Origin of the sequence: Deinococcus seoulensis (assembly GCF_014648115.1) — a bacterium.
GTDB lineage: Bacteria > Deinococcota > Deinococci > Deinococcales > Deinococcaceae > Deinococcus > Deinococcus seoulensis.
Genome location: NZ_BMQM01000002.1, coordinates 1 through 12066, shown reverse-complemented (window position 1 = coordinate 12066; position 12066 = coordinate 1). Strand labels below are relative to the sequence as shown.

The 12066-nt window shown below is 69.4% G+C and carries 14 protein-coding genes; 12 read left to right on the top strand and 2 right to left on the bottom strand.

Translation table 11 applies throughout. From position 1 onward, the window contains the following. Nucleotides 1–70 precede the first annotated feature (70 nt). Together IEY70_RS01860 and hspR are read right to left on the bottom strand one after the other, a co-directional pair. On the bottom strand, nucleotides 71–910 hold the full coding sequence (locus IEY70_RS01860) for a metallophosphoesterase (protein WP_189063302.1): 840 nt from the start codon (nucleotides 908–910) through the stop codon (nucleotides 71–73). Between the two features lie 169 nt (nucleotides 911–1079). Continuing rightward, nucleotides 1080–1793, bottom strand: coding sequence for a heat shock protein transcriptional repressor HspR, fused homodimer type (gene hspR / locus IEY70_RS01855; RefSeq protein ID WP_189063301.1), 714 nt, complete (start codon nucleotides 1791–1793; stop codon nucleotides 1080–1082). A gap of 143 nt (nucleotides 1794–1936) precedes the next feature. Here hspR and IEY70_RS01850 point away from each other — a divergent pair, with 143 nt between their 5' ends. The 12 genes from IEY70_RS01850 to IEY70_RS01795 all read left to right on the top strand — a co-directional run bounded on the left by IEY70_RS01850 (nucleotide 1937) and on the right by IEY70_RS01795 (nucleotide 11995). Further along, nucleotides 1937–3313 carry a dipeptidase gene (locus tag IEY70_RS01850; protein ID WP_189063300.1) on the top strand — a complete coding sequence of 459 codons (1377 nt, stop codon included), beginning with the start codon at nucleotides 1937–1939 and terminating at the stop codon, nucleotides 3311–3313. Continuing rightward, nucleotides 3310–3882 carry a phosphoribosylglycinamide formyltransferase gene (purN, locus tag IEY70_RS01845; RefSeq protein ID WP_189063299.1) on the top strand — a complete coding sequence of 191 codons (573 nt, stop codon included), beginning with the start codon at nucleotides 3310–3312 and terminating at the stop codon, nucleotides 3880–3882. The genes IEY70_RS01850 and purN overlap by 4 nt, the downstream gene beginning before the upstream one ends. A gap of 142 nt (nucleotides 3883–4024) precedes the next feature. Then, nucleotides 4025–4585: a DUF402 domain-containing protein gene (locus IEY70_RS01840; RefSeq protein ID WP_189063298.1), complete on the top strand. Its 561-nt coding sequence runs from the start codon at nucleotides 4025–4027 to the stop codon at nucleotides 4583–4585. Nucleotides 4586–4658: 73 nt separating this feature from the next. After that, the gene (locus IEY70_RS01835; protein ID WP_189063297.1) at nucleotides 4659–5198 is read left to right on the top strand and encodes a DUF402 domain-containing protein; all 540 of its coding nucleotides are present in this window, start codon (nucleotides 4659–4661) and stop codon (nucleotides 5196–5198) included. 70 nt (nucleotides 5199–5268) lie between these two features. Then, on the top strand, nucleotides 5269–5754 hold the full coding sequence (locus tag IEY70_RS01830) for a PaaI family thioesterase (RefSeq protein ID WP_189063296.1): 486 nt from the start codon (nucleotides 5269–5271) through the stop codon (nucleotides 5752–5754). A 67-nt stretch (nucleotides 5755–5821) separates the two neighbouring features. Next, nucleotides 5822–6256 (top strand): methylmalonyl-CoA epimerase, encoded by a 435-nt coding sequence (gene mce / locus IEY70_RS01825; protein ID WP_189063295.1) that lies wholly within the window; start codon nucleotides 5822–5824, stop codon nucleotides 6254–6256. Continuing rightward, nucleotides 6253–6645, top strand: coding sequence for a VanZ family protein (locus tag IEY70_RS01820; RefSeq protein WP_229777554.1), 393 nt, complete (start codon nucleotides 6253–6255; stop codon nucleotides 6643–6645). The genes mce and IEY70_RS01820 overlap by 4 nt, the downstream gene beginning before the upstream one ends. 68 nt (nucleotides 6646–6713) lie before the next feature. Beyond that, nucleotides 6714–7664: an AAA family ATPase gene (locus IEY70_RS01815; protein ID WP_189063294.1), complete on the top strand. Its 951-nt coding sequence runs from the start codon at nucleotides 6714–6716 to the stop codon at nucleotides 7662–7664. A gap of 183 nt (nucleotides 7665–7847) precedes the next feature. After that, nucleotides 7848–10730 (top strand): transglutaminaseTgpA domain-containing protein, encoded by a 2883-nt coding sequence (locus tag IEY70_RS01810; protein WP_189063293.1) that lies wholly within the window; start codon nucleotides 7848–7850, stop codon nucleotides 10728–10730. A gap of 237 nt (nucleotides 10731–10967) precedes the next feature. Next, entirely contained in the window at nucleotides 10968–11186 is a 219-nt protein-coding gene (locus tag IEY70_RS20870; RefSeq protein WP_229777553.1) for a polymorphic toxin-type HINT domain-containing protein, read from the top strand. A 56-nt stretch (nucleotides 11187–11242) separates the two neighbouring features. After that, a complete protein-coding gene (locus IEY70_RS01800) occupies nucleotides 11243–11494 on the top strand; it encodes a hypothetical protein (protein ID WP_189063292.1) in 252 nt (83 codons plus the stop codon). Nucleotides 11495–11530: 36 nt separating this feature from the next. Then, complete coding sequence (locus tag IEY70_RS01795; protein ID WP_189063291.1) at nucleotides 11531–11995, top strand: hypothetical protein; 465 nt, start codon at nucleotides 11531–11533, stop codon at nucleotides 11993–11995. The last annotated feature ends 71 nt before the right edge of the window (nucleotides 11996–12066 follow it).

The following is a 12066-nucleotide window of genomic DNA, read 5'->3' as shown; positions in this document are numbered from 1 at the left end:
CCCCACCCCCGCCCCTGCCCAGCCAGCAGGCCGCCGGAAGCATCAGCGCGGGGTCTTCAGGGCCGGAACTTCAGTAGAAGTCGCCGCCGCTGGGGAAGGTCACGACCTCCGCGATTCCGTGACGGTTCAGTCGGGCGATGAATCCGGCGTCCTCGCGGTACGCCATGCCGCTGTCCATCGCCACGCACAGCCGCCCCGCGTACGGAATGGGCGCCCCCGCCCCCACGGTCGGGCCGTGCAGGTGCTCGTCCAGCAGCACGTACACCGGCGTGTGCCCGTGCGCGATCCGCTGCCCGCCGAAGGTACTCAGCATCTGCCGGGCCTTCTCGTCCCCGGCGCCCAGCACGAACGCGAAACGGTCCGTGAAGGCGTTCAGGAACGCGCCCCAGTCGTCCGGGTCGGGGTTCGTCATCAGGTCCAGCACGGCGGCGTTCACGCCCTCGACGCTGCTGCCCAGCTTCAGGTACATCAGGCTGTCGGCGTGCACCAGCAGCCAGTCGTGCGAGGTCGCCATGGCCGGCCGCCCGCACAGCCACGCCAGGTCACTGGGTTCCAGCAGGTCCGCGTCCCGCACCTGCCCGCCGTTCTCCAGCCAGTACTCCCGGTACCCGTAACGGTCCTGCGGGTCGCTGTGCCGGAACACCAGCGCCGCCAGGAACATCACCTCGTGGTTACCCAGCAGCGCCGTCACCTGCCCGCCCACCTCCTGCGCCTGCACCTCCAGGCTGCGGATCAGGCGGATCACGCCCACGCCGTTCGGGCCGCGGTCCACGTAGTCACCCAGGAACACCACGTGCGCGTCCCCGGCCGTCCAGCTGCCGTCGAAGTCGATCAGGCCCGCGCGCAGCAGGATGGCACGCAACTTGTCGTACGCGCCGTGAATATCCCCGATCACCCACAGAGGCCTCATGCCTGCGCGCTCCACAGGGGACAGGCGGCGCGGCAGGCAGCGTGGCAGGACAGGTGGACTCCGGCAGGAGAGGGAAGACGCTGTTCAGGAAGGCCGCAGTTCACGCCCCGAAGTGTAGCGCCCCCGCAGCGGCCCGCGCGGGGGCTCTGCTGCGCCCCGACGCCCCCCGTCACCCGTCGTCGTCGGTGCCCGCGCCGTCCCCTTCCGGCAGGGTGCGCCACTTGGTCATGCGGTCCGTGATGTCGTCCTGAATGCGCCGCACGTTGCTTTCCAGCCCGGCACGCGTGGAATCCAGCTGATGACGCAGGCGCATGATCTCCTCGACCCCGGCGAGGTTCACGCCGAGTTCCTGCGTCAGGCGGCGGATCTCGCGCAGGTGCTCGATGTCCCGCTCGCTGTACAGCCGCGTCTTGCCGCTGCTGCGCCCCGGACGGATCAGCTGCTTACGCTCGTACAGCCGCAGCGTCTGGGGGTGCATGTCCACCAGTTCCGCCGCGATGCTGATCACGTACACGGGCCGGTCCTTCGGGTCCACCCTGCCGTCCGGTCCCGGCAGGGCACGCGGCTGCGCCTGCGCCCGCAACTCGTCCTCGATCCGTTCGATCTCCGCCTCGAACTCGCCCTGAATGTCGTCCAGTTCATGCTGGAGGCGCATGACCTCCTCGACCCCGGCGAGGTTCACGCCGAGTTCCTGCGTCAGGCGGCGAATCTCGCGCAGGTGCTCGATGTCGCGTTCGCTGTACAGGCGGGTCTTGCCGCTGCTGCGACCGGGGCGGATCAGACCCTTGCGTTCGTACAGCCGCAGCGTCTGGGGGTGCATGTCCACCAGTTCCGCCGCCACGGAGATGACGTACACGGGCCGATGTCTGGAGTCAGAGGGCATAACTTCCGTTGAGTATACCCGCGTCAGTGTTTCTGCAATGGAAGGGCAGGCGGGGTGCAGGCGGTGCGGACTGCGCGCGGCCCACATCCCACTGCCCTCCGATCCTGGACGCCCGGCGCGGGTCAGCCCGTATCATCCCCGGTATGACCCATCAGACTCCGGACCTGAGTGCCGCCCTGAACCGCGAGCAGGCGAACGAGGAACTGTTCGCGCTGCTGCGCCTCCCCTCGGTCAGCGCCGACCCGACCCGCAAGGGCGACATGGCCGCCACCGCCGAGTTCCTGCGCGCCAAACTGGCGGGGCTGGGCTTCACGGCCCGCATCGACCCGACCGCCGGGCACCCCGTCGTGTACGCCGAACGCCTGAACGCCCCCGGCAAACCCACCGTCCTGATCTACGGCCACTACGACGTGCAGCCCGAGGCGCCCCTGGAAGAATGGGTCACGCCGCCCTTTGAGCCGACCATCCGCGACGGGCGCATCTACGCGCGCGGCAGCACCGACGACAAGGGCCAGGCCTACGCGCACGTCAAGGGCGTGGAACTGCTGCTCGCGCAGGGCGAACTGCCCGTGAACGTGAAATTCCTGCTGGAAGGCGAGGAGGAGATCGGCAGCCCGAACCTCGAACCGTACCTGCGGGACCACGCCGAGGAACTGAAGGCCGACGTGATCGTCATCAGCGACGGGAGCCGCTTCGCGCCCGACGTGCCCACCATCACCTACGGCGTGCGCGGCCTCAGCTACGTCGAGATTCACGTTCAGGGCGCCAACCGCGACCTGCACAGCGGCAGCTACGGCGGCGCCGCCCCCAACCCCATTGGCGCCCTGGCGGAGATCATCACGCGCCTCAAGGACGACCAGGGCCGCGTCACCATCCCCGGCTTCTACGACGGCATCGACGACCTGACCGACACCGAACGCCAGATGTGGGCCGACCTGCCCCACGACGACGCTGAATTCGCCGCCAGCATCGGCGTGCCCGCCCTGCCCGGCGAAGCCGGGTACACCACCCTGGAACGCCTGTGGGGCCGCCCCACCCTCGACGTGAACGGCATCTGGGGCGGCTACCAGGGCGAAGGCAGCAAGACCGTCATCGCCGCCAAGGCCGGAGCCAAGGTCAGCATGCGCCTCGTGCCCGGACAGGACCCCGACCGCATCACGGGACTGATCACCGACTACGTGCCCACCCTTGCGCCCGCAGGGACCACCGCCGTCGTCCACCCGCACCACGGCGGCCGTCCCTTCAAGTTCGACCTGAACAGCCCCTACAACCTCGCCGCGAACCGCGCCCTCAAGCGCGTCTTCGGCCGTGAAGCCGTGTTCGCCCGCACCGGCGGCAGCATCCCCATCGTCGCCGCGTTCAACGACCTGCTGCACGCCCCGGTCCTGTTCGTGGACCTTGGCCTGAACGAGGACGCCCCCCACAGCCCCAACGAGAGCTTCGCCGTCAGCGACTACCACAACGGCATCCTCACCAGCGCCTACCTGCTTCAGGAACTCGGCGCACCCGCGACCGAATGAAACTGGGCTTTCTCGCCTCGCACGGCGGCAGCGCCGCGCGGCACCTCGTCGAGGCCTGCCGCGCAGGCGACCTGAACGCCACCCCCGTCGCGCTGGTCAGCAACAACAGCCGCTCCCCGGCCCTCGCCTGGGCACGCGACGCGGGCCTCACGACCGCGCACCTCAGCAGCGCCAGATACCCCGACCCGGACGACCTCGACGCCGCCATCCTCGAAGTCCTCGTCAGCGCGGGCGCGGACACACTCGTCCTCAGCGGCTACATGCGCGAGATCGGCCCCCGCGTCCTGAACCACTTCGAGGGCCGACTCGTGAACATCCACCCCAGCCTCCTGCCCCGCCACGGCGGACGCGGCATGTACGGCGACCGCGTCCACGAGGCCGTCCTCGCCAGCGGCGACACCGAAAGCGGCGCCACCGTCCACCTCGTCACCGCCGGCATTGACGAGGGACCCGTGCTGGCGCAGGCCCGCGTACCCGTCCTGCCCGGCGACGACCTCGCCAGCCTCAAAGCCCGCGTGCAGGCCACTGAGGGCGAACTGATGCTGCGGGCCGTCCGCAGCCTCGCGTAGGACGGGGGAGGCTTCACCTCGCCCCCTCACCCTTCCGGCGCTCCGCGCCTCCCTCCCTCTCCCACAAGGGGAGAGGGGACAACGGAAGACGCTCAAGCTGAACTGCAGGCAGAACCATTTCAGGAAGCTGATAGGGAGGGGCATGAAACGGAAAGTCTTTGACCTGAGCGGCTGGGCGCGCGTCACCCGGCACACCCAGACCGTCCTGCACGTTCCCGGTCACGTGATCGTGGATTTCGTCGCGCACGAGGTCAACCGGTCCCTCGATGTGCCCATCCCCGGACGGGACGGCCTGCGCCGCATCCTGGGCAGCGGGTACCGCTGGGTGCGCGCCCACCCCACCACCGGGGAGGGCACGCCCGGCAGCGCCCTGACCATCCAGCTTGACCCTACCGGGCGACCCGTGCAGTACTACATCGACCTGCACGGCGGCGAAGGCTGGCACGACAGCGGGTACCCCTGGCACGACGACCTGTACCTCGACGTGATCGGCCACCCCGCCGAACACGCCCCCTGGACGGTCGCCGCGACCGCGATCATCGACGGGGACGAACTCGACGACGCCGTCACCCAGGGCCTCGTCACACCCGCCCAGGCCGACGCCACCTGGACGCACGCCCGGCACGTCGAAACGCAACTCCAGGCGGGCACCTACCCACCCGTACACGTCCTGAAACGCTACCTGGAAGACCCGTACACCTGACCGTGAAGCCATGACCGCCGTGCCCGCCACACCTGCGGAGCGCAGCGCTTCACCCCTGCTCTACGCTGCGTGGGTGAAGCGCAAGGATGGTCGGTACCTTCAGTTCTTCCCTGGCGTGCAGGGGACGCAGCGCGTCGTGACGCTCCCGGAGGGTTGGCTGGTGGACGTGACCTTCACGCACGTTCCTCAGCCGCATGCGGTGACCGTTCACGGGGTCACGGTGCCCACCCTGGCGGTCGGGGCGCGCTGGCTGACGCTGGTGCCCACGCAGGGGCACGCGACCCTGCTGGTCATCCTGCACGGGGAAACCCCCGTGTTCGCCTACGCGGACGTGTGCGCCGCCACCGGCATAGGAGAGGACGGCATGCCGTGGCTGGATGACCTGTACCTCGACGTGCAAGCTACCCTGAACGCGGACTGGACGCCCGGCGTGCCGGAAATCATCGACGCGGATGAACTCGACACCGCCCTGCACAGGGGCGAGATCACCCCGGAGCAGCACGCACTGGCCTGGGTTACGGCGCGGGAGGTGGCGGCGCAATTGACCTGCCATGCGAACCCGCTTCTGCATGCAGTCCGGGCGTTCGTGCTGGGTGGCGGGGCGTCAGGGTGAACCTCCGTGCCTTCTCCGCTTATACTTGAACTCAGTTCAAATTCTGTGTTCGACCCTGGAGGTTCCACCCATGACTCAAGCTGCCACCCTGCCCGCTTTCGCTGCCCAGGCCGTCAAGAAGGCCCTGCATGACATTCCCATGAACGCCACGGTCGGCGTGCAGATCACCGACGTGGGCGTCGGCTGGGCGACCGGGGAGGCGCCGGACACCGCCCCGTTCCGCAACCACCTGGGCACCATTCACGCGGGCGTGCAGTTCCTGCTGGCCGAGGCTGTGAGTGGCGCGGCGTTCGCGGGGGCGTTCGCGGCGCAACTGGCGGGCGCCGTGCCCCTGATCGAGAAACTGGAGACGCACTACGTGAACCGCGCCGTGGGCGACCTGACCGCGCGGGCCGAGGCGGCCGACCCGGCGGGGATCGCGGCGGCGCACGCCGAGTTCGCAGCGGACGGCAAGGCCCGCCTGATCGTGAACGTGACCGTGCAGGACGGCGAGGGCAAGGACGTGATGCGCGCCGTCGCCCACTGGTACCTGCGCGCCCGCCCCCAGGCGAAGTAACGGGGATCAGCGGTCAGTGGGCTCGGCCTGCCTCCCGCGTCCCGCGCCCGTGCTTTACCCTGCGTGCATGACTGTGTTGCTGCTGGATCACGTGGCGATCGCCACCCCGGACCTGGAGGCGGGTTCGGCGCCGTACGTGGCGCTGGGCCTGCACCCGGAAGGGCCGGACGAGGAGGTCGCGTCGCAGGGCGTGCGGGTGCGGGCGTTCCAGGTGGGGGAGACCCTGATCGAACTGCTGATGCCCACGCGGGACGACAGCCCGATTGCGGCTTTCCTGGCGCGCAAGGGGCCGGGGCTGCATCACACGGCGTACCGCGTGGCGGACCTGAACGCCGAGATGACCCGCCTGCGCGCGGACGGCGCGCGGTTCCTGAACGAGGAGCCCACGCCGGGCCGCGCCGGGTCACGCGTGGCGTTCCTGCACCCGAAGTGGGGCGCGGGCACCCTGATCGAGCTGGTCGAGCATCCAGCCGGTGGGCATCCAGCGGGTGGGCACGCTTGAGCGGCAGGCGTCCCAGGCCGTTGTGGTGGGTGCCGGCGCTGCTGATCATGGGGGCCATCTGGTCCCTGAGCAGCGCGCCGCAGACGCCGGGACCGTCGCTGGAGCACCCGAAGGACTGGATCGCGCACTTCACGGCGTACCTCGCGCTGGCGTTCACGCTGGCCCGCGCGACCGGGCGGCGCGGCGCGGCGCTGGTGATCGCGGCGTGGTTCGGCGCGCTGGACGAGGCGCATCAGGCGTTCGTGCCGCCGCGTGAGGCGGGCGTGCAGGACTGGCTGTTCGACGTGGCGGGCGCGTGGCTGGGTTCATGGCTGGCCCTGCGCGGCGCGGCCCGCACGTCGGCCCGGCCGGACGGGGCTCCGGAGCGGGCCGTGAGCCACGCGACCTGACCGCCGGGCGGGGTGAATCTCTGCCCCCGTCGCAGTTCTGTCAGAGTCGGGCCGCTACGCTACCCGGCATGACGACCGCCCTGAGTTCCGCTTCCATTCCCACCGGGCACGTCGCGGCCCTGCAGGCGGCCCTGACGCAGCTGGACAGCGTCATCCTGGGCAAGGGTGGGCAGATCCGGCTGGCCCTGACCTGCCTGCTGGCGCGCGGGCACCTGCTGATCGAGGATCAGCCGGGCGTGGGGAAGACCACGCTGGCGCAGGCGCTGGCCCGCACCTGCGGCCTGGAGTTCCGGCGCGTGCAGTTCACGGCGGACCTGCTGCCCGCCGACCTGACCGGCGTGAGCGTCTGGGACGCCCCGGCCGCCGCGTTCCGGTTCGTGCCGGGGCCGGTGTTCAGCGAGATGCTGCTGGCCGACGAGATCAACCGCGCCACGCCCCGCACGCAGGGCGCGCTGCTGGAAGCCATGGAGGAACGGCAGGTCTCGGAAGGTGGCGTGACCCGCCCGCTGCCGCAGCCGTTCTTCGTGATCGCCACGCAGAACCCGGCGGCGTTCGTGGGTACCAGCCCCCTGCCGGAAGCGCAGCTGGACCGTTTCCTGATGACCGTCACGCTGGGCTACCCGGACGTGCGCGCCGAGCGGCAACTGCTGGAAACCGGGGGCCGCAGCCAGAGCGTCCGGGACCTGGGCGCCGTCCTGAGCGCCCCGGCCCTGCTGGCCATGCAGGCCGAGGTGGACCGCGTGCACGCCGCCGCGCCGCTGCTGGATTACCTGCAACTGCTGGCCCGCGCCACCCGCGAACACCCTGCGCTGGCCGCCGGGCTGAGCCCGCGCGCGCTGCTGGCGCTGCTGGCCGCCGCGCGCGCCTGGGCGTACCTGCACGGGCGGCCCATGGCACTGCCCGAGGACGTGCAGGCCGTGTTCCCGGCGCTGGCCGCGCACCGACTGCCGCCCCGCGACCCGTCCGTGAACGTGGGCACGCTGATCAGGGCGCTGCTGGCCGACACGCCCATCCCCTGAGATGACCCGCTCCACGACCACTGGTCCCACGCGACGCGCCGACCGCGTGATACGGGTTCCGTTTGTTTCGCTGACAATCCGGAACTTCACCGGATTGCCAGCTCCACGTCCGGAACCCGCCCTCCTCCCACTCGCATCCGCTCGGACCCAGTGGTCTTTGCAGCCCATTCAATCGGAGTCCGTATGAGCGCCGCGCTGCACCTGCGGCCCACGGGGTTCGGGCTGGCGTTCCTGATCCTGATCCTGCTCACCCTGATCGGCTGCGTGAACTACGGCCTGAGCCTCGGGTACGGTCTGACGTTCCTGCTGGGCGGCGTGTGGGTGATCACGGCGGCGCAGGCCATGCGGGCCGCGCGCAGCCTGACCCTGACCGTGCGCCCGGCCGGTCCCGCGCACGCCGGGCAGCCCGCCTCGCTGAACGTGCAGGCCCAGGCCTCCGGGGACAGCGGCACGCTGGAAGTCCGCCTGCGCGGCCAGGGACGCGAACTGCGCGCCGCGCTGCACGTACCGGCAGGCGGCGCGGCCCTGACCGTGGCGTTCCCGGCCTCCGTGCGCGGCCCCCTGACCCTCCAGGTCGGCGCCTGGGCTCAGGACCGGCTGGGCCTGTGGCGCGCCGCGCTGCCCGCCCGGCCGGACCCCGTGACGCTGCTGGTCTGGCCCGCCCCGGAAAGCCCGGTCCCGCCGGTCCCGGACCGCGCGGCGCCCGGCGTGGGCGGCGAAGGCCACCGCGGCCCCGGCGACGAGGAATTCGCCGGACTGCGCCCCTACCAGCCCGGCGACTCGCCCCGGCAGGTGTCGTGGCGGCACGTGGCCCGCACCGGGCAACTCCTGACCCGCGAGACCGACGCCGCGCGCGGGCACGCCACCGATCTGCACTGGCAGGACGCGCCGGGCGACGCCGAGGCCCGCGCCTCCCGCCTGAGCGCCTGGGCGCAGCACCTCTCGGCGCTGGGCACGCCGTTCGCGCTGACGTTGCCCGGCACGCACCTGAAGGCCGCCAGCGGCGAGGCGCACCTGCACGCCGCACTGAACGCCCTGGCGACCGTGGACCCCCTGCCCGCCGCGCCCGTCCCGGCCAGGGGCGCGGCGCGGCTGGTGTCGCACGCCGCCACGCTGGTCACGCAGGCCACGCCACCCACGCTGCTGGCCCTGGCGGTCACGCTGGCGCCCGGCGCACTGCGGCAACCCGTGTGGATCACGTTGCCGATCGCGCTGCTGCTGGCACACGCCCTGGCCCGCGTGCTACCACGCCCCGGCCGGACACTCGACCCGCTGCCCGTGTGGCTGCTGGCGCTGCTGGCCGTCGGCGGGGCCGCCGCGCTGATCGCCACGCAGGGCACCCTGCTGGGCCGCGACGCCGGAACGGCCTTCCTGGGCCTGCTGATCGCCCTGAAAACCGCCGAGAGCCGCTCGTCCCGCGACGGACGCATCCTGATCCTGCTGGGACTGTTCATGACCAGCACGCACTACTTCTACAGTCAGGGGCCGCTCTCGGCGCTGCACACCCTGATCAGCGCCGCGTTCCTGCTGGCCGCCGCGCCCGCCTGGATCGCCCCGGTCACCTCTGGCCCGGCCTCCACCCCGGCCACCCCCGGCGGGGAAGGGAGGCGCACGCACCTGCGTGACTCGCTGCTGGGCGCGGGCCGCCTGCTGGCCCTGGCAGCCCCGCTGGCACTGGTGCTGTTCGTGCTGTTCCCCCGCCCCGACCGCCCCCTGTGGCAACTGCCGGTGCAGGGGCAGGCCACCACCGGCCTGAGCAACGAGATCAGCGCCGGCGAGTACTCGAACCTCGCGCAGAACAGCGCCGTCGCCTTCCGCGCCGACTTCCAGGGCGCGCTGCCCACCCCCGACCAGCGCTACTGGCGCGGCCCCGTCTACGAGGCGTACGACGGCCGCACCTGGCGGCAGGTCCGCGCGCCCGGCCGGACACCCAGCGTGGACGTGACCGGCCCACCCCTGAACTACACCCTGACCCTGGAACCCAGCGGCAACCCCTGGCTGCTGGCGCTGGACGTGCCCCTGACCGTCCCGGACGGCGCGTTCCTGACCAACGCCTTCCAGGCTGTCACCCCCCGACCCGTCACCACCCGCCGCCGCGTCGAACTCCAGAGCCGCGCCGCCCGCCTGGGCGTGCAGGAAGACCCAGACCGACTGGCCTTCGACCTGCAACTCCCGGCCGGACAGAACCCCCGCGCGGTCGCCCTGGCCGCCAGCTGGCGCAACCTGAACCTCCAGGCGCGCGTTCAGGCGGGCCTGGACCTGCTGCGCACCGGGGGCTTCACGTACACCCTGTCCCCGCCACTGCTGCCCGAACAGGACCGCGTGGACGCCTTCCTGTTCAGCTCCCGCCAGGGCTTCTGCGAACACTACGCCAGTTCCTTCGCATTCCTCATGCGCGCCGCCGGCCTCAGCGCCCGCGTGGTCGGCGGGTACCAGGGCGGCGAGCAGAACGGCTCGTACCTGATCGTGCGCCAGCAGGACGCCCACGCCTGGACGGAAATCTGGCTGCCCGGCCAGGGCTGGGTCCGCGTGGACCCCACCGCCGTCGTCGCACCCGCCCGCGTCAGCGCCGGCCTGAGCACCGCCCTGACCCGCCCACAGGCCGCCGCCCCCACCGCACCCGGCACCCTCAAACGCCTGCAACTCCGCCTGGACGCCATCCAGAACCGCTGGAACGACCTCGTCGTCGACTACGACGGAGACCGCCAGAGCGACCTGCTGACCCGCGCCGGACTGGGCGGCGTGGGCAGCACCCCGTACCTGCTGCTGCTCCCCACCCTGATCGCCCTCACCCTACTCCCCGCCCTGCTGCTCGCCCGCCGCCGCGCCCGCCCCAGCGACCCCGCCAGCCGCGCCCTGCACGACCTGAGCGTGCGCCTGCACCTGCCCCGCGCGCCCGGCGAAACCCCCACCGCGTACATGACCCGCGCCGCCACGCAACACCCGCACCTGCACGCCGCCCTTCAGGACGTCCTGAACGCCTACCACGCCGCCCGCTACGCCCCCCACCCCACCCCGGACACCCTGACCCGCCTGCGCCGCGCCGTTCGCAACATCCGCCGCTGACCGGAACGAAAGCCTCCCGCCACCTGACGCGGCTTGGCGGGAACGGCAGGAACATCCCGTTTTTCCCCCGAGCGGCAATGGACGGCAGTCCATCGTGCCCACCAGTCAGATCGGAGGCCGGATAACAAGCTCGGATTCATCGCGACGACGCCGGAGTACCCCTTCTTCGTCGTGTAGCCCGCTGATGCCCAGCCCAGGCCCGCGCCGGAAGGCCACGGCGACCTCAGCCGGAACTGGGTGGGCGCGGGGCACTTCAAGATCGGGGATAAAATCAAGCAGGCCGACGGCACCACCGGCCTCGTCGCGAACGTCACCACCGTGCAGCAGACGCGCGAGATGTTCAATTTTACCGTCAGTGAGGCCCACACCTACTACGTGGGGAATGACGGGTGGTTGGTGCATAATGCTACCAATCCAACTATGTTTCGAATTGAGGGCAATATAAATCAGCATTAGTCCTTGACACCAATGGTAATGTTTCTATACTTTCTAATAACAGAGGGATGTTATAAGTGGCGTTTGACGATGATCATGCCCTGTATTTTCTCGAAAAACGTGTGGGACAAGGACTGGAGGGCTCAAGGCTAATTGGGGTACAGGTTGATCCAGCATTCTTGGAAAAGCTCAGAGCGGATGCCATACCCCAGCAATTGGCAAAGAAGTTTCCCGGAATGCCACAGATTGCTGATCCAACAATTGGTAAAGATCTTTATGGAATTCCAGCTGAATATTTCGATGAGCTGCAAAAGGCTATCAAGCCCTGAGCGGGATTTAAAATCTGCCCGTAAGGAGGCCAGAAAATGATCTCTTCGCTTGAGCAAATACTTGACATAGAAAAATCTGCCATTGATGGCGAAGGCCATTTCAACCTTTCAAGCTGCAGCGTAGCAACTGAATGGAAAGATACATCGCTTGCTCGAGTTATGCAGTTTTTGGCTGTAATAAATGAATCAATGAAACGAAATGCTGGCCATTTTGATCTCCCAGAATGGTTTCTCATTTTTACACCAGAGATTTCTGTCGATGAAGCGCGCAGATTGCTTGAATCGACGCCTAAAGAGCAATGGGATACTTTGCCTTGGGATAGAGATAGTTGGCTGGGTGCTGTTGATGAAAGGTCATGGTTCTTTGTAGGAATACGTGATCATGCCAAGCAGCTCCAATGGCATTTGATGCTGTCGGGTTTTCCGGCTAATATTGAATCGTTCATCCATATACTTAAAGCTGCAGGCTTCAGACACATCTCTACTTCATCCAGCAACTAATCCTCAAGTCTGTGATTAGCGATCGCTCGGGTGCCCGGCTTCCGGCCGGGCACTCCTGCCGTTACCATGCT

Excerpts from the sequence above, each read along its gene's own strand:
- IEY70_RS01860 (WP_189063302.1), bottom strand. The coding sequence starts at position 910 with ATGAGGCCTCTGTGGGTGATCGGGGATATTCACGGCGCGTACGACAAG.
- hspR (WP_189063301.1), bottom strand. The coding sequence starts at position 1,793 with ATGCCCTCTGACTCCAGACATCGGCCCGTGTACGTCATCTCCGTGGCG.
- IEY70_RS01850 (WP_189063300.1), top strand. The coding sequence starts at position 1,937 with ATGACCCATCAGACTCCGGACCTGAGTGCCGCCCTGAACCGCGAGCAG.
- purN (WP_189063299.1), top strand. The coding sequence starts at position 3,310 with ATGAAACTGGGCTTTCTCGCCTCGCACGGCGGCAGCGCCGCGCGGCAC.
- IEY70_RS01840 (WP_189063298.1), top strand. The coding sequence starts at position 4,025 with ATGAAACGGAAAGTCTTTGACCTGAGCGGCTGGGCGCGCGTCACCCGG.
- IEY70_RS01830 (WP_189063296.1), top strand. The coding sequence starts at position 5,269 with ATGACTCAAGCTGCCACCCTGCCCGCTTTCGCTGCCCAGGCCGTCAAG.
- mce (WP_189063295.1), top strand. The coding sequence starts at position 5,822 with ATGACTGTGTTGCTGCTGGATCACGTGGCGATCGCCACCCCGGACCTG.
- IEY70_RS01815 (WP_189063294.1), top strand. The coding sequence starts at position 6,714 with ATGACGACCGCCCTGAGTTCCGCTTCCATTCCCACCGGGCACGTCGCG.
- IEY70_RS01810 (WP_189063293.1), top strand. The coding sequence starts at position 7,848 with ATGAGCGCCGCGCTGCACCTGCGGCCCACGGGGTTCGGGCTGGCGTTC.
- IEY70_RS01795 (WP_189063291.1), top strand. The coding sequence starts at position 11,531 with ATGATCTCTTCGCTTGAGCAAATACTTGACATAGAAAAATCTGCCATT.